At 62.7% G+C, this 15,242-nt stretch carries 15 protein-coding genes; 9 read left to right on the forward strand and 6 right to left on the reverse strand.

Annotated features, from left to right (window positions below; translation table 11 throughout):
- The first annotated feature begins 151 nt into the window (after positions 1-151).
- Positions 152-535: a hypothetical protein gene (locus tag ACO056_RS03895; protein WP_421852095.1), complete on the forward strand. Its 384-nt coding sequence runs from the start codon at positions 152-154 to the stop codon at positions 533-535.
- A gap of 521 nt (positions 536-1,056) precedes the next feature.
- Here ACO056_RS03895 and ACO056_RS03900 read toward each other — a convergent pair.
- Positions 1,057-2,343, reverse strand: a complete 1,287-nt coding sequence (locus tag ACO056_RS03900; RefSeq protein ID WP_421855298.1) for a RelA/SpoT domain-containing protein — start codon at positions 2,341-2,343, stop codon at positions 1,057-1,059.
- Positions 2,340-3,398 (reverse strand): ribonucleotide-diphosphate reductase subunit beta, encoded by a 1,059-nt coding sequence (locus ACO056_RS03905; RefSeq protein ID WP_421852098.1) that lies wholly within the window; start codon positions 3,396-3,398, stop codon positions 2,340-2,342. Before ACO056_RS03905 ends, ACO056_RS03900 begins: the two co-directional genes overlap by 4 nt.
- Positions 3,399-3,594: 196 nt before the next feature.
- On the opposite strand from ACO056_RS03905, the gene ACO056_RS03910 reads away from it, so the two are divergent.
- Positions 3,595-3,855: a DUF2171 domain-containing protein gene (locus ACO056_RS03910; RefSeq protein ID WP_421852101.1), complete on the forward strand. Its 261-nt coding sequence runs from the start codon at positions 3,595-3,597 to the stop codon at positions 3,853-3,855.
- Positions 3,856-3,908: 53 nt separating this feature from the next.
- On the opposite strand, the gene ACO056_RS03915 is transcribed toward ACO056_RS03910, so the two are convergent.
- Entirely contained in the window at positions 3,909-4,298 is a 390-nt protein-coding gene (locus tag ACO056_RS03915; RefSeq protein ID WP_421852104.1) for a PepSY domain-containing protein, read from the reverse strand.
- A gap of 212 nt (positions 4,299-4,510) precedes the next feature.
- Complete coding sequence (locus tag ACO056_RS03920) at positions 4,511-6,538, reverse strand: ribonucleoside-diphosphate reductase subunit alpha (protein WP_421852107.1); 2,028 nt, start codon at positions 6,536-6,538, stop codon at positions 4,511-4,513.
- Between the two features lie 540 nt (positions 6,539-7,078).
- Here ACO056_RS03920 and ACO056_RS03925 point away from each other — a divergent pair.
- Positions 7,079-7,321, forward strand: a complete 243-nt coding sequence (locus ACO056_RS03925) for a GlsB/YeaQ/YmgE family stress response membrane protein (RefSeq protein WP_421852110.1) — start codon at positions 7,079-7,081, stop codon at positions 7,319-7,321.
- 144 nt (positions 7,322-7,465) lie between these two features.
- Here the strand turns inward: ACO056_RS03925 and nadB are convergent, their stop codons facing one another.
- Entirely contained in the window at positions 7,466-9,097 is a 1,632-nt protein-coding gene (nadB, locus tag ACO056_RS03930) for an L-aspartate oxidase (protein WP_421852113.1), read from the reverse strand.
- 402 nt (positions 9,098-9,499) lie between these two features.
- A complete protein-coding gene (locus tag ACO056_RS03935; RefSeq protein ID WP_421852116.1) occupies positions 9,500-10,456 on the reverse strand; it encodes an ABC transporter ATP-binding protein in 957 nt (318 codons plus the stop codon).
- 133 nt (positions 10,457-10,589) lie between these two features.
- Here ACO056_RS03935 and ACO056_RS03940 point away from each other — a divergent pair, with 133 nt between their 5' ends.
- The 6 genes from ACO056_RS03940 (at position 10,590) to ACO056_RS03965 (ending at position 15,234) form a co-directional block, all read left to right on the forward strand.
- Positions 10,590-10,811: a zinc-finger domain-containing protein gene (locus ACO056_RS03940; protein ID WP_421852119.1), complete on the forward strand. Its 222-nt coding sequence runs from the start codon at positions 10,590-10,592 to the stop codon at positions 10,809-10,811.
- Positions 10,812-10,857: 46 nt separating this feature from the next.
- Positions 10,858-12,285: a metalloprotease TldD gene (gene tldD / locus ACO056_RS03945; protein WP_421852122.1), complete on the forward strand. Its 1,428-nt coding sequence runs from the start codon at positions 10,858-10,860 to the stop codon at positions 12,283-12,285.
- 172 nt (positions 12,286-12,457) lie between these two features.
- Positions 12,458-12,883 carry a hypothetical protein gene (locus tag ACO056_RS03950; RefSeq protein WP_421852125.1) on the forward strand — a complete coding sequence of 142 codons (426 nt, stop codon included), beginning with the start codon at positions 12,458-12,460 and terminating at the stop codon, positions 12,881-12,883.
- A 47-nt stretch (positions 12,884-12,930) separates the two neighbouring features.
- Positions 12,931-13,503: a GNAT family N-acetyltransferase gene (locus tag ACO056_RS03955; RefSeq protein ID WP_421852128.1), complete on the forward strand. Its 573-nt coding sequence runs from the start codon at positions 12,931-12,933 to the stop codon at positions 13,501-13,503.
- Between the two features lie 8 nt (positions 13,504-13,511).
- The gene (ispG, locus tag ACO056_RS03960) at positions 13,512-14,645 is read left to right on the forward strand and encodes a flavodoxin-dependent (E)-4-hydroxy-3-methylbut-2-enyl-diphosphate synthase (protein WP_421852131.1); all 1,134 of its coding nucleotides are present in this window, start codon (positions 13,512-13,514) and stop codon (positions 14,643-14,645) included.
- Between the two features lie 64 nt (positions 14,646-14,709).
- On the forward strand, positions 14,710-15,234 hold the full coding sequence (locus ACO056_RS03965) for a retropepsin-like aspartic protease family protein (protein ID WP_421852134.1): 525 nt from the start codon (positions 14,710-14,712) through the stop codon (positions 15,232-15,234).
- The last annotated feature ends 8 nt before the right edge of the window (positions 15,235-15,242 follow it).

The following is a 15,242-nucleotide window of genomic DNA, read 5'->3' on the forward strand; positions in this document are numbered from 1 at the left end:
AGCCCCTCGACAAGCTCGGGATAAACTGCGGGGCGAAGCCCCGAAGTCGAGACACTAAGCGCGGCGTGAGGTGTCTCGACTTCGCTCGACACGAACGGGATGAGGGGCAACCCGGATTTAATTCTCTGATGCCATTTGTGTGGCGATGGAAATGGTCTTCCTCATTGCCGGACAGGCGCTGTGCCTCTTCTGCCTGTGGGTGCTGGCGCGCCGCGACTTCGTGCGGCTGACGCGCCCTGCGCTACGGGTGGAGGGGGTGGTGGCGGGCTATCGCTCGATCTGGGACGAAGGCGCGTGCAGCTATGCGCCGGTCTATCGCTTTACCAGCGAGGGCGGCGAGCACGAGGTGATCGAGGCAATTTACGGCCCGGTGAAGAAGCCAGCGGTGGGTACGGGCGTCTCGCTCTGCCATCCCGCCGGCCGCCCCGATCTGGCGCAAGTGCCGCGGCCGCTCTTGTGGCTTGCGGTCTATGCACTGCTGGCGGGGCTGGACGCGGTGCTGCTGGCGAAGATGCTGGGGTGGTTGCCGGAGTAGGCTTGTCTGCCGGATTTCCGGGCCTGTTGGATTTGGGGGCACGGGGGAGCAGCGGCTGGCAGCGAGGGGAGATCGCGCGACCGGTGCGGCGCCTGCATGACTTCCTTGAAGGAATTCGCTGCGGGATGGGACGCCGGGTGCTGCATCGTTTGCGAGTGGCCGGATGGGGCAGGTCCTGACCCGGCTCAGCCTGGGAAGATCAGCGTCCGGATACCGGGGGCGGCTCGCATACTAGCCGGCATCCTGCGGTGTTTTCACACCCATGGGCACTGATTGCGCTGGCGCGGTAGATGCCTGGCCAAGGTCTTGGGAGAACGTCCCGCCTTTAACCCGCAGCCCGCACCGGTCGCGCTGGCCCTATGCGCGTGGCTTCGGACCAGAGGAGCGAGGGCAAGGCCGGCCTAGCCTGCTCCCGATCTGGGTGGGGCGTATAACCTATTTGGTTTGTTTTGTCAAGCGGGCCGAACGAGTTGCCGCTTCTCAGTTATTTGGTGAGACACCGAGACCGATGCGACACGAGTTCAGATATAACCTTCCATCGTAGCCTTCTTCTTTAAGTCCAGTGATATTCCACCAAGTGATCTCTCGACAACAAATCCCTTCGTTATAAGGGCCCTGAGAGCTGTGTCGAAGTTGGCGACGTTCTTGCAAAAGTGATTCTTCAATGTTTCAGGCGAAGTCGCCTTTGTATTCCAAAATTTTTTTCGATACATCGCTGCAAGTATTTGGCGTGCATCGACATTCAAATCTAGATGTGATGATATGCCAATTAGAGAGTCATCAAGGCTCTGCAAGATATTTTCGGGCGGTGAGATACCAAAGTAATGGCTGTGTGTCTCTCTCACCGTAGAGATGTCAGATGATCCGATTAGAACAACTTCATAACCATCTTCTGATTTGTAAATCTTCTCAAAGTCAGCATACTTCTTTATCGCTATATCGGGATCCCTGTCCACCTCATCCCATAGAACGAAATTTCCAGAATTCCAGTCAAATATAAGTATCCAATTATTTAAACTTTGACGGCGGCCTTTTTCTACTGAACCAAGCGTCTTAATAACATCTTCATCAATGAAACTTGACAGTGACCTTGAGAGCTTGTGAGAGTTGACAATTGCCTCTGCATCAAGTCTTTTTTTCTCAAAATCCAGTCTATTTATACCAGCGATAGAGTTGTGATTTTCAACTTCATAAAATATATCTGAAAGAAATCGAAAATACTCAAGGAGTTCTGGAGGACCCTCTCCCTCTTTGAGAAATGTTTGGGTGATGATTGATGTCTTCTCAATGTTTTCAGCCCAGTAATGCTGAATTCGACTGCGAATCTGTAGTTCAAGAGTCGCCTCTTCGCACAATATCAATTTGTGAACGGCTCTGTAGCCCGTCAAGTCACGGCCGCGTTCACGGTAATCAGTTGTTCTCTTGACCGATATCTTAGACGAACTTCGTATCTGATCATCCAAAAAATTGTTCAGATCATCGACGGCTTTATTATCAGCTACGATAATTCGGAGTCCACCAATATCTTGCAGCTGACTCAAGCGCGTCCTTAGACGGCGCAACTTTCGCGCGATCTGCGGTTTGCGCTTAAGGCGTTGTGCAATATAATATGATTTACCGTATTCAGTTAGCCATCTTTGAATTGTTGAAGTCGTTTCGGTAAGAGGAGAAAGATGGCGAGCCCGATACTGGTCGAATACCTCCTCAAGTTGAAGGAATTCAAATGTTTCCGGATCTGGTGGTCGCGCGATAGCTTGACCAGCTCTATCAATCTGACTCTTCGAAAGACGAGCTGGCAAACTTATCACTCCGCCGCGATCCCCGCCGCCTTGAACATATCCGCCTCGGGCTCTTCCACCAGCTCGTTCGCCGGCTCCGCCGACTTGGCCTTGCGGCGCGAGTCGAAGCTCGACCAGACGGTGTTCCAATCACCGCGGGTGGCGGCCTTGGAGTATTCGGTGGCGCGGGTTTCGAAGAAGTTGGCGTGTTCGACGCCGTTGAGCAGCGGGGTGAGCCAGGGGAGGGGGTGTTCCTCGATCATGTAGATCGGCTGGAAGCCTAGCTGGCCGAGGCGCCAATCGGCGATGTAGCGGATGTACTTCTTGATTTCCTTGGGGCTCATGCCCGGGACCGGACCCTGCTCGAAGGCGAGATCGATGAAGGCGTCCTCTAGGCGGACGGTCTTCTGGCAGCAATCGATGATGTCTTCCTTCACCGCCTTGGTGAGGCAGCCGCGCTCCTGCACGAAGGCGTGGAACAGCTTGGTGATGCCTTCGCAGTGGAGCGATTCGTCGCGCACCGACCACGAGACGATCTGGCCCATGCCCTTCATCTTGTTGAAGCGCGGGAAATTCATCAGCATGGCGAAGCTGGCGAAGAGCTGCAGGCCCTCGGTAAAGCCGCCGAACATCGCGAGCGTGCGGGCGATATCCTCATCGGAATCGACGCCAAACTGCTGCAGGTAATCGTGCTTGGCGCGCATTTCCTCGTATTCGAGGAACATCGCGTACTCGCTTTCGGGCATGCCGATGGTGTCAAGCAGGTGCGAGTAGGCGGCGATGTGCACCGTCTCCATGTTGGAGAAGGCGGCGAGCATCATCTTGACCTCGGTCGGCTTGAACACGCGGCCATACTTGTCGTGGTAGCAATCCTGCACCTCGACGTCGGCCTGGGTGAAGAAGCGGAAGATCTGGGTGAGCAGGTTGCGCTCGTGGTCCGAGATCTTCTGCGCCCAATCGCGGCAATCCTCACCCAGAGGAACTTCCTCGGGCATCCAGTGGATCTGCTGCTGGCGCTTCCAGAAATCGTAGGCCCAGGGATATTCGAAGGGCTTGTAGGAGCTGCGGGCTTCAAGAAGGGACATGGGACAGATCCTGTTGGGCAAGAGATTGATATGGGAATCGCGGCGCTGCGGCGTAAGCCGCGCCAAAGGGTAAACGCATGGAATAGCGCAAAGTCGCGGTACGGCGCCTGGAACGACCGGGCTGGCGGCGCGTTATGCGTCTGAGGACGCGTGCCCTTCCGGCTGCGCGGCCCGACCACAATCCCGGAGAACCATCATGTCCAATCCCATCGCCGCACAAATCCGCGAGCACATGGAAGTCATCGGCGCAGACGGCGTGCATGTCGGCACGGTCGATCATGTCGACGGTGACCGCATCAAGCTGACGAAGAAAGACAGCAGCGCCGGGATCGAAGGGGAAGCCCATCAGGGCCACCATCACTATCTCTCGCTCGGGCTGGTTGCCGGAGTGGAGGGCGACAAGGTGCGCCTCTCCGCCAATGGCGATGTGGCTTACTCGATGGAAGAGGAAGGCTGAGGATCCCGCATATCCGGCCGCAGCCCCGTTCGAGGTTGCGGCCGGGCGGTGTGCTATTTCCAGAACCAGGTGGGCTTGAGGCCGCGACCCGCGCGGTTGCGCCACATCTGGATATACATCAACAGGCCTGATAAGCTGAAGAAGATCATCGCGAAGCCCGAAAGCGTGGCGATGACCACGCCCACCGGCCCGAAGCTCTCCCCCGAATGCAGGTGATGCAGCAGCCCGACCAGCGCGCGCGGATCGCCCGGCCTGGGCTTGGGCCGGCACAGGTAGTCTGGCGGGCAGACGAATGTGGGCTTCGCGGCGGTTTGCTCTGCCTTGGGTTTCCCGCCCTCGCCGCCCGCAAACAGCGGCACGATCTGGCTGAGCGTTCCCGTCACCGCGATCCACAGCAGGAACACCCCGAAGAACACCGAGATCCAGCGGTGAAACTTGCGCATTGATAGAGCCTTCCTGATATTGCAATTCACTCGCAACAATAGAAGGGCGATGGATCATTGCGCAAGCAGGCATCGTGTCGCGAATTGTACGCCGCCCGAAGCGCTGCTGCACGCACCGCGCCGGGAGGGCGCGGCGGGCTTCGAGAAAGGGCGGACGATCCGGCATGATGTGCCTTTGGGGACTGGATGGGCGTGACGCTTGAGGCGGGGCCTCACTGGCAGGCGAGGCATTCCTCGTAGTCGGTCGGGCTCGCGAGTTCGATCACCGGGGCGACGGCGGTGTTGTCCGCCTCCACACCGCCGGCAAAGCCAGCGCGCTGCACCGACTTCGAGCGGAGGTAGTAGAGCGACTTGATGCCCTTTTCCCACGCCTGGAAGTGCAGCATCATCAGGTCCCACTTGTCGACATCGGCGGGGATATAGAGGTTCAGCGACTGGGCCTGGTCGATGTAGGGCGTGCGGTCCGCCGCGAATTCGAGCAGCCAGCGCTGGTCGATCTCGAAGCTGGTCTTGTAGACGGCCTTTTCCTCCGGCGAGAGGAAATCGAGGTGCTGGACCGAACCGCCGCGCTCGAGGATCGTGTTCCACACGTTGGTCGAATCCTTCGACTTCGTCTGGAGCAGCTTCTCGAGATAGGGGTTCTTCACCACGAAGCTGCCCGAAAGCGTCTTGTGGGTGTAGATGTTGGCCGGGATCGGCTCGATGCAGGCGGACGTGCCGCCGCAGATGATCGAGATCGACGCGGTGGGCGCAATCGCCATCTTGCACGAGAAGCGCTGCATCACGCCCATGTCCGCCGCATCGGGGCATGCGCCGCGTTCCTGCGCGAGGAGCAGCGAAGCCTCATCCGCACGAGACGCGATGTGCCTGAACATCTTGAGGTTCCACGCCTTGGCCATGGCGCTTTCGAAGGCGATGCCCTTCTGCTGCAGGAACGAGTGGAAGCCCATCACGCCCATGCCGACCGAACGCTCACGCATCGCCGAATACTTGGCGCGGGCCATCTCGTCCGGCGCGCGGTCGATGTAGTCCTGCAGCACGTTGTCGAGGAAGCGGAGGACGTCCTCGATGAAGCTCTCGTCCTTGTTCCACTCGTCCCAGGTTTCGAGGTTGAGCGAGGAGAGGCAGCACACCGCGGTGCGATCATTGCCGAGGTGGTCGCGCCCGGTGGGCAGCGTGATTTCCGAGCACAGGTTCGAGGTCGAGACCTTGAGCCCGAGATCGCGGTGATGCTTGGGCATCATGCGGTTCACCGTGTCGTTGAACACGATGTAGGGCTCACCCGTGGCGAGGCGGGTTTCGACGAGCTTCTGGAACAGCGAGCGCGCATCGACGGTGCCGCGCACCGAGCCATCCTTGGGGCTGCGCAGGTGGAATTCAGTGCCATCGCGCACCGCTTCCATGAACTCGTCGGTCAGCAGCACGCCGTGGTGAAGGTTGAGCGCCTTGCGGTTGAAATCGCCCGAGGGCTTGCGGATCTCGAGGAACTCCTCGATTTCCGGGTGCGACACATCGAGATAGCAGGCAGCCGAACCGCGGCGCAGCGAGCCCTGGCTGATCGCAAGGGTGAGGCTGTCCATCACGCGGACGAAGGGGATGATCCCGCTGGTCTTGCCATTGAGGCCGACGCTCTCCCCGATGCCGCGGACCTGGCCCCAGTAGGTGCCGATGCCGCCGCCGCGGCTGGCGAGCCAGACGTTCTCGTTCCAGGTGCCGACGATGCCTTCGAGGCTGTCAGACACCGAGTTGAGGTAGCACGAGATGGGGAGGCCGCGCCCGGTGCCGCCGTTCGAAAGCACGGGGGTGGCCGGCATGAACCAGAGCTTCGAGATGTAGTCGTAAAGCCGCTGCGCGTGGTCCTGATCATCGGCATAAGCATCAGCAACGCGCGCGAAGAGATCCTGATAGCGCTCGCCAGGCAGCAGATAGCGGTCGTCCAGCGTGTCCTTGCCGAAATCGGTGAGCAGGGCATCGCGGGCATGATCGGTTGCGATCGTGAAACGGCGCGCGTTGATTGTCTTGGAATCCGAGACGGGCTTCACCGCCGCGGCGAGCGCGCTTGCGGCACCTGCGGTCATCGCCGCCACCAGCGCTTCGCTGCCCTTATCCTCCGCACTCATGCCGATTGCCTTTCCACCTGCAGGGGCCGGGCTGCTGGTGAGGCCCAGCTCGCTCTGGCCGAAATCTTCACGACCCGTACCGTCCTGCTCCACGACGCCGTCACCAGTCCTGAAATCCACGCCACAACCCCTGTTCATCTTTGAGGGGCCCTCCGGATCAACCGAATCAGGCCCGCGAAATCCATCATACGCCTCGCGGAACAAAAGGAGAATATTTCATTCCCCTCGGGCCTCGCGCGGGCGCCCGTCACCAAGGTCAAGACCAGAGGCGGCGGCAGGACAGCCACCGTTGCCGCGAGCTAACTGCCCGCTGCGCCACTGAAACTAGGTTTAGAGGTTCCCCCGGGACCCGACCACTACCTATAGTGCCTCAACCGGAATCAGACACAAGAGGGTAAACACCCACTTATCGATTCGGCTCGTCGCACGTACGATTCGTTTCATCGTCATGACAGTCATGCTGCAGCGCAGCGACGCGTGCGGAAACCGTCATTTCAAGTCCCAATCGGCGCTCGCAAAAAAAATTCCGGGCCTTCAACCGATCTTGTGGACAAGATCGCTGTCCATACCCTTCACCATCTTTGCCACTCGATTATCCACTGGCGCGTAGGGCACCGCGCGCGATATGCGTCGCAGCGGTTGCAATGGTGGAGAAGACGCGTGTTCAAGCTTATCTCGATCGTTGTCAGCGGCTTGTTGGTGGGCCTCGCCGCGCGGTACCTTTATCCCGGCACTGTCCCGATGGGCCTTGGCCGGACGATCCTGCTTGGCATTGCCGGCTCGCTGGTGGCGGGGCTGGCGGCGGGCTGGGGCAGCAAGGATGGCGGCGGCGTGAGCCGCGCCGGATGCATTGCCTCGGTGCTCGGGGCGATGGTGCTGATCTTCATCGGGCGGCATTTGTAGGGGGGGCGGGCTGCGCCTGACCGCTCTGGATTCCTGCCTGCGCGGGAATGATGAGGGTAGGTAGGTTCGCGGGAATGACGAAGGATGGGTAGGGCGCGGGAATGACGAGGGTCGGGCGGGCGGGCTCAGGCCCTCCGCCCGCCCTCAGTCCGGCACCAGCACCGTGTCGCGCGCGGCGGGCTGGGTCTGGGGGTAGTCCTCGTTGAAGTGCAGCCCCCGGCTCTCGCGCCGGGCGCGCGCGCTTTTCACGATGAGTTCGGCAGTCTGGAGCAGGTTGCGCAGCTCGATCAGGTCCGCCGTCACGCGGAAATTGCCGTAGTAGTCGTTGACCTCGCCGTTGAGCAGCTTGATGCGGTGCGCCGCGCGTTCGAGGCGCTTGTTGGTGCGCACGATGCCGACATAGTTCCACATGAAGCGCCGGAGCTCGGTCCAGTTCTGCTTGATGACGACTTCCTCATCGGAATCCGACACGCGGCTTTCATCCCACGGCCTGAGCGCGGGCGGCGGCGGAAACGCGTCCCACCGCGCGAGGATGTCGTTCGCGGCGGCATCGCCGAACACGAAGCATTCGAGCAGGCTGTTGGAAGCAAGCCGGTTGGCACCGTGGAGCCCGCTCTCCGAGCATTCGCCCACGGCATAGAGCCCGTCGAGATCGGTGCGGCCGGCCAGATCGATCAGCACGCCGCCGCAGGTGTAGTGCTGCGCAGGCACGACCGGGATCGGTTCCTTCGTCATGTCGATGCCGAGGCCGAGCAGCCGCTCGTAGATGTTGGGGAAGTGGCCGCGGACGAACTCCGGGTCCTTGTGGCTGATATCGAGGTGGACGTAATCGAGCCCGAGGCGCTTGATCTCATGGTCGATCGCGCGGGCGACGATATCGCGCGGGGCCAGTTCCTCGCGCGGGTCGAAGCGCGGCATGAAGCGCTCGCCGCCGCCCGGCACGCCCGGCGGGAGCTTGAGGTGCCCGCCTTCGCCGCGCACGGCCTCGGTGATCAGGAAGTTCTTGACCTCGAGGTTGTAGAGGCAGGTCGGGTGGAACTGCATGAATTCCATGTTGGAGACGCGGCAGCCCGCGCGCCAGGCCATGGCGATGCCGTCTCCGGTCGCGCCGCGCGGGGCGGTGCTGAAGAGATAGGTGCGGCCCGCGCCGCCTGTGGCAAGGATCGTCGCGCGCGCGGCAAAGCATTCAACGCGGCCGCTGCGGGTATCGAGCGCGTAGACGCCCCAGACCCGGCCGCTGCCGTTCTGGTCGCTGGTGTGGTCGGCGCGGTGCCGGTCGGTCACGAGGTCGATCGCCACCATGTCGGGGCGCAAGGTGATGTTGGGGTGGGCCTTGGCGGCGGCAATCAGCGCCTGCTGGACCGCCCAGCCGGTGGCATCGTCAACGTGGACGATGCGGCGGTGCGAGTGGCCGCCCTCACGCGTCAGGTGCAGGGCGCCCGAATCGGCATTGAACGGCACGCCGAGATCGGCGAGCCGGCGAATCGCCTCCGGCGCGTTCTCGACCACGAACTCGACCGTGTCGCGCCGGTTGAGGCCGGCCCCTGCCACCATAGTGTCGCGGATGTGATCGTCGAAGGTATCGCCTTCGTCGAGCACGGCGGCAATGCCGCCCTGCGCCCAGGCCGTCGATCCGCCGTCAAGCGCGCCTTTGGCCAGCACGAGGACGCGGCAGCGTTCGGCCAGCACCAGTGCTGCGGTTAGTCCGGCAGCACCGGAGCCGACGATCAGCACATCGGGCATGACATCGGGGCTGGACATGTCGGCGGTGCTCATGACCCAGCCCGGGGCGCATCAGGAATACGATCGATCACGCGCCTTCCTTGCCCGTCCGCGCGGCGTTTGGGAAGCCTCAAGCGAATCGCCCCTAAAGGTAAATCCTTAGTACCAAACCAATTTGAGCGTTTGTTTCTGCACCTGCGAAATGGTATCTCTTTAACGACCCAGCGCTCTCCTGAGGGATACCGGAAATGTTCTGGCGCCTGCCCTTCTGCCTGTTCAATCGACACCGTTCCGATCCGTCCACGGTGAAGTGGAACGGCAGCCGCCATGTGGGAATCTGCCGCGATTGCAAGCGATCTGTCCGCAGGTCCGGCCGGGGCTACTGGAAGCTTTTCAGCGATCAGGTAGATGCCTGAAATCAGATAGTTAGCTGGAAAACCAGCCCCCGATGCGCCTTCAGAGGATCGCGCTTGCCGGGGCACTCGTCAACTTGACGAAGACATCTTCCAGGTCGGCCTCGTCGGTTGAAACATCGACAATCCCATAGCCCAGCGACTGGACGAGCGCGAGTACATCGCCTGCGTTCATGCGGTCCTTGTTATAGGTCACGCGCAGTTCGCGCTCGCTCGAAACGACGCTCTTGACGAAGTCCGGATGTTGCGGCGCAGCATCAATCGCGCGGTCGAGCGTAAGTACCACAATCTTCTCGCGCATCATGCCCACCAGCTCGCGCGTGGGCTTGTCGGTAATCAGCCGCCCGTGGTTGATGATCGCGATGCGATCGCACAGCTGCTCGGCTTCCTCGAGGTAATGCGTGGTAAGGACGATGGTAACACCCTGATTGTTAAGATCGACGACCAGCTCCCAGAGCAGGCGCCTCAGTTCCACGTCGACGCCCGCAGTCGGCTCGTCGAGCACGAGGATCGGCGGGGTGTGAACCATCGCCTTGGCGATCAGCAGGCGGCGCTTCATGCCGCCGGAGAGCGAGCGGGCATAGGCATTGGCCTTGTCCGCCAGATGAACCGACTGCAGGAGTTCGAGCGAACGGCGTGCAGCGGCCGGTACGCCATAGAGGCCGGCCTGGATATCGAGCACCTCGAGCGGCGTGAAGAACGGATCGAACACGATCTCCTGCGGCACGATCCCGATCGAGGCCTTGGCGTTGCGCGGCTCCCGGTCGATGTCGAAACCCCAGATCTCGACCGTGCCGGACGATTTCATCACGAGCCCGGCAAGGGTGTTGATCAGCGTGGATTTGCCCGCGCCGTTGGGGCCGAGCAGGCCGAAGATCTGGCCCTGCGGCACATCGAAGCTGACTCCGCCCAAGGCGAGTTTGCCTTCGCCCGACTTGCTGCCGGCGGGCGCGTAGCGCTTGACGAGATCACGGATGCGGATGGCGGGGATGGTGCTCATGGCTTTCTCCCTGCCCCTTGATGCGCGCGGCGTAAAGGGGGCCCAATTCAAAGCGGACAGGGCAGTGCGCGTGCAACCACTCGCCAAACCACCGACTTGTCGGCGCGGCGGCGGTTTGCTATCCGCCGGGGCCATGAGCACGCCCAACGCCATTGGCACCACTCCCGAGACTGTCCTGACCACCAGCACGCGTGTGCGCTGCGATGGCGCGGACGGTATCCGCGGCGGCGCGGCTCTGGGCCATCCCCGCGTGTGGATCGAGATCGACGAACGTGGCTATGCGGAATGCGGCTATTGCGACCGCCGTTTCGTGCTGAAGGGCGGGCCAGCTGATCATGGGGCAGACGTCGGCTGATTAATCCCGTTGGCATCGCGTGGCGGGGCTGCCTATATCCCTGCCCATGACGAACCTGCTTGATCCCCGCTCATTGCTCTATCGCCCCGGCCTGCTGACCCCTGATGAGGCAAAGCGGCTGACCGCCACGGCGCTCGGGGCCTGCGAGGATGGCGAGCTTTACCTCCAGTTCATCGCCAGCGAGAGCTTCGGCTTCGATGATGGTCGCTTGAAGACCGCGGATTATTCGCGCGATGCCGGGTTCGGTCTGCGCGGGGTTTCGGGCGAGATGACCGGCTTTGCTCATGCGAACGAGATTTCCGCCGCCGCGATCGCGCGCGCCGGGGAAACGCTCAAGCTGCTCGATCCGGCGAAAGGCGCAGCCGCTGCGCCGCCGCGCCAGAACAACCGCCACCTTTACACCGATGCCTCGCCGCTCGATGCGATCCCCTTCGCGGCCAAGGTCAAGCTGCTCGAGACGATCGATGCAGCGGCGCGGGCGCGCGATCCGCGTGTGGTACAGGTTTCGGCGAGTCTTTCCGCAAGCTGGTCGGTGGTCGAAATCGTGCGCGCGGATGGCATGATCGCGCAGGATGTGCGGCCGCTGGTGCGGCTCAATGTCTCGATCGTCGCGGAATCGGGCGGTCGGCGCGAAACGGGCAGCTTCGGCATCGGCGGGCGGCGGCTTTATGACGATCTGTTCGAGCCGGCCACCTGGAACCGCGCGATCGATACTGCGCTGGCGCAGGCGCTCGTCAATCTTGAATCGGTCGATGCTCCGGCGGGCGAAATGACCGTGCTGCTCGGCCCCGGCTGGCCCGGCGTGCTGCTGCACGAGGCAGTCGGACACGGCCTCGAAGGCGATTTCAACCGCAAGGGGACCAGCGCTTTCTCGGGCCGGATCGGCGAGCGGGTGGCGGCGCCGGGCGTGACCGTGGTCGACGACGGCTCGATCCCCGGGCGGCGCGGTTCGTTGACGATCGACGATGAAGGCACGCCGACCGAGGAAACCGTGCTGATCGAGGACGGGATCCTCAAGGGCTATATCCACGACCGCATGAGCGCGCGGTTGATGGGCTTTGCCCCCACCGGCAACGGGCGCCGCGAGAGTTATGCCCATGCGCCGATGCCGCGCATGACCAACACCTTCATGCGCGGCGGCGGCGATGATCCGGCTGAGCTGCTCTCGCGCGTCAAGAACGGCATTTTCGCGAAGGCCTTCGGCGGCGGTCAGGTCGATATCACCAGCGGCAAGTTCGTGTTTTCCTGCACCGAGGCCTACCGCGTCGAGAACGGCAAGCTGGGCGCGCCGATCAAGGGCGCAACCCTGATCGGTGACGGGCCGAGCGTGCTGACGCGCGTGACCGGGATCGGCCATGACATGGCGCTCGACGAGGGCGTGGGGGTCTGCGGCAAGGGCGGGCAAAGCGTGCCGGCCGGCGTCGGCCAGCCGACCCTGCTGGTCGAGGGGCTGACCGTGGGCGGCACGGCCTGACGGGCTTACCGCCGGTTCGCCCGCTAGTCTCACAATGAGACCCTAGGGAAACTACGTAATTGGCGAAAGAGCCGCGCCTTGGTTTACGCAGCCCTCAGGAAAACTACAGTCAGCGACGGTTAAGACGGCGCGGCGCAAGCTGGTCGATGACCAGAACGAGAAGGGGAACATCATGAACCGCATTGTCACCAAGCTAGGATTCGCTGCCGCTGCCGGTGCGTTGATGCTGGCTGGCACCGCCGTCGATGCCCGCCCCCGCCTTACTGGCGAGGAACAGCTCGCCAAGCTGCTCGAAGGGCGCGTTGCCGGCAAGCCGGTCGATTGCATCACGCTGCCCAATGTCCAGTCGTCGAGCGTGATCGACAAGACGGCGATCGTCTACGGCAGCGGCAGCACGATCTACGTGCAGCGGCCGAAGACCGGCGCAGAAACGCTCGATTCGAACGATATTCTCGTCACCCAGCTGACCACCTCGCAGCTGTGCAGCATCGATACGGTGCAACTGCGCGATCGCAACGGCGGGTTCTGGCGCGGGTTCGTCGGGCTGGACAAGTTCGTGCCCTATACCCGGCCGGCCAAGGTCGCGTTGGCGAACTGATCTCGCCCGATTGATTCTGGCACGCAGCCGGCGGTATGGAGCCAGGCATGACAGCCTCGCTCCAACCGCTCCTGCGTCTCGCCATATCTGAAGACACCGCTGCCCTTGCCGATCTGGCACGGCGCGCGGTCAGTGCGAAATTCCAGCATCTCTACAAGCCGGAAGACTTCGCGACCTTCATGGATAGCGCGCACAGCGATGCCAAGGTTGCGAAGGAAATCGCCGATCCCGGCATGCGCGTGGCGGTGATCGAGGAAGGTGGAGCGCTGGTCGCGTTCTGCAAGCTGGTGCTCAAGAGCACGCTGCCCGCCGAGTACAGCGAGGCCAGCGCACCGCTGGAATTGAAGCAGCTCTATACCGATCCGGAGCGGATCGGCGGCGGGCTGGGCAAGCGGCTGATGGATTGGGCGCTGGAAACGGCGCACGAGGTGGGTGCAGACGAGATACAGCTCACCGTCTACAGCGAGAACCCCGAGGCGCAGCGGTTCTACCAGCGCTACGGCTTTGCCAAGATCGCGGACATCGAATTCTGGGTGGGCAATCACTGCGATCCGGAATTTCTCTATGCCAGGCCGCTGGTACGCGAAGACCATGGCCTTGCCGGGGCCGAACAGGTATAAGCCGCCTCATGTCATCCGTACGCCCCTGGCGCGATATCGCGCGCCGCAAGAGCCGCCAGATCATGGTTGGGTCCGTTCCCGTTGGCGGTGATGCGCCGATCACGGTGCAGACCATGACCAACACGCTGACCAGCGATCCCGTCGCCACGATCAACCAGATCCGCCGCTGCGAGGACGCGGGGGCGGATATCATCCGCGTTTCGTGCCCCGATGTGGAAAGCACCGCAGCGCTGGGCAAGATCGTGCGCGCGGCGCGCATCCCGATCGTGGCGGACATCCATTTCCACTACAAGCGCGCGCTGGAAGCGGCAGACGCGGGCGCGGCCTGCCTGCGCATCAACCCCGGCAACATCGGGTCGAGCGAGCGCGTCGCCGAAGTGGTCCGCGCAGCCAAGGCCAACGGCTGCGCGATCCGCATCGGGGTGAATGCCGGCAGCCTCGAAAAGGACCTCCTCGAAAAGTACGGCGAGCCGTGCCCCGAGGCGCTGGTGGAATCGGCGCTCGATCACATCAAGCTGCTGCAGGACCACGATTTCCACGAATACAAGGTGGCCGTGAAGGCCTCCGACGTCTTCCTCGCGGTCGCCGCCTACATGGGTCTGGCCGAAGCGGTCGATTGCCCGCTGCACCTCGGCATTACCGAAGCGGGCGGGCTGATCGGCGGCACAGTCAAGTCCTCCATCGGCCTCGGCAGCCTCCTCTGGGCGGGCATCGGCGATACGCTGCGCGTTTCGCTTTCGGCCGAGCCCGAAGAGGAAGTGCGTGTCGGCTTCGAGATCCTCAAGTCGCTCGGCCTGCGCACGCGCGGCGTGCGCGTCGTCTCCTGCCCCAGCTGCGCGCGGCAGGGCTTCGACGTGATCCGCACGGTGGAGGCGCTGGAAAGCCGCCTCAGCCATATCAAGACGCCGATCTCGCTCTCGGTGCTCGGCTGCGTGGTCAATGGCCCCGGCGAAGCGCGCGAGACCGATGTTGGCCTGACCGGCGGCGGCAATGGCAAGCACATGGTCTACCTCTCGGGGGTGACCGACCACACGGTGCAGAGCGAAGAGATGCTCGAGCACATCGTCGCGCTGGTGGAAGCCAAGGCGGCCGAGATGGAAGCGGCCACGACCGACGCGGGGAAGGCCGAAGTGCCGGCCTGAACCTTGCTTGCGCCGGGCGTCTTGGCGATTCGCTAACTCCTTGGCGGGCAGAATGTTGTCCGTCATGAACCGTTACTTCTTCATCGCAGGCCTGGTGCTGTCCGGTAGCGCGCTGCTGGCGCCGCGGCTGAAGGTCCATACGGAGGCGGATGAGCCGCATGCCAAGCCTGCGCATGTCTCGCCCTGGAGCAAGGACGCGTCCCCGCCAAAGCGCGGCGGGCCGGCCGAAATGGTCGAGATCGTGCGCGATTCGCAGGGGCAGTTTCACCTCGATGTCGACGTCGGCGGGGAGCAGGTGCGCTTTCTCGTCGATACCGGCGCCGATGTGGTGGCGCTGACCGAGGACGACGCTGACCGGTTGGGGCTGAAGCCCGATCCCTCCCAATATCGCCCGATGCTGCAGACGGCCTCGGGCACCGGGATGGCCGCGCCGGTGGAAATCGATCGGCTGACCATCGGCGGGCATGACCTGAACGGGGTGGAGGCGGTCGTGGTCCCGGATCTGCCCGTCAGCCTGCTCGGACAATCGGCGCTGCGGCGGCTGGGGAGCGTGACCTTGAAGGGTGACCGGCTGACCATTGCGGGCTAAGAGCCCGC

This window comes from Novosphingobium sp., from assembly GCF_965228995.1.
Taxonomy (GTDB): domain Bacteria; phylum Pseudomonadota; class Alphaproteobacteria; order Sphingomonadales; family Sphingomonadaceae; genus Novosphingobium.

Excerpts from the sequence above, each read along its gene's own strand:
- ACO056_RS03895 (WP_421852095.1), top strand. The coding sequence starts at position 152 with ATGGTCTTCCTCATTGCCGGACAGGCGCTGTGCCTCTTCTGCCTGTGG.
- ACO056_RS03905 (WP_421852098.1), bottom strand. The coding sequence starts at position 3,398 with ATGTCCCTTCTTGAAGCCCGCAGCTCCTACAAGCCCTTCGAATATCCC.
- ACO056_RS03910 (WP_421852101.1), top strand. The coding sequence starts at position 3,595 with ATGTCCAATCCCATCGCCGCACAAATCCGCGAGCACATGGAAGTCATC.
- ACO056_RS03915 (WP_421852104.1), bottom strand. The coding sequence starts at position 4,298 with ATGCGCAAGTTTCACCGCTGGATCTCGGTGTTCTTCGGGGTGTTCCTG.
- nadB (WP_421852113.1), bottom strand. The coding sequence starts at position 9,097 with ATGAGCACCGCCGACATGTCCAGCCCCGATGTCATGCCCGATGTGCTG.
- ACO056_RS03935 (WP_421852116.1), bottom strand. The coding sequence starts at position 10,456 with ATGAGCACCATCCCCGCCATCCGCATCCGTGATCTCGTCAAGCGCTAC.
- ACO056_RS03940 (WP_421852119.1), top strand. The coding sequence starts at position 10,590 with ATGAGCACGCCCAACGCCATTGGCACCACTCCCGAGACTGTCCTGACC.
- tldD (WP_421852122.1), top strand. The coding sequence starts at position 10,858 with ATGACGAACCTGCTTGATCCCCGCTCATTGCTCTATCGCCCCGGCCTG.
- ACO056_RS03950 (WP_421852125.1), top strand. The coding sequence starts at position 12,458 with ATGAACCGCATTGTCACCAAGCTAGGATTCGCTGCCGCTGCCGGTGCG.
- ACO056_RS03955 (WP_421852128.1), top strand. The coding sequence starts at position 12,931 with ATGACAGCCTCGCTCCAACCGCTCCTGCGTCTCGCCATATCTGAAGAC.
- ispG (WP_421852131.1), top strand. The coding sequence starts at position 13,512 with ATGTCATCCGTACGCCCCTGGCGCGATATCGCGCGCCGCAAGAGCCGC.
- ACO056_RS03965 (WP_421852134.1), top strand. The coding sequence starts at position 14,710 with ATGAACCGTTACTTCTTCATCGCAGGCCTGGTGCTGTCCGGTAGCGCG.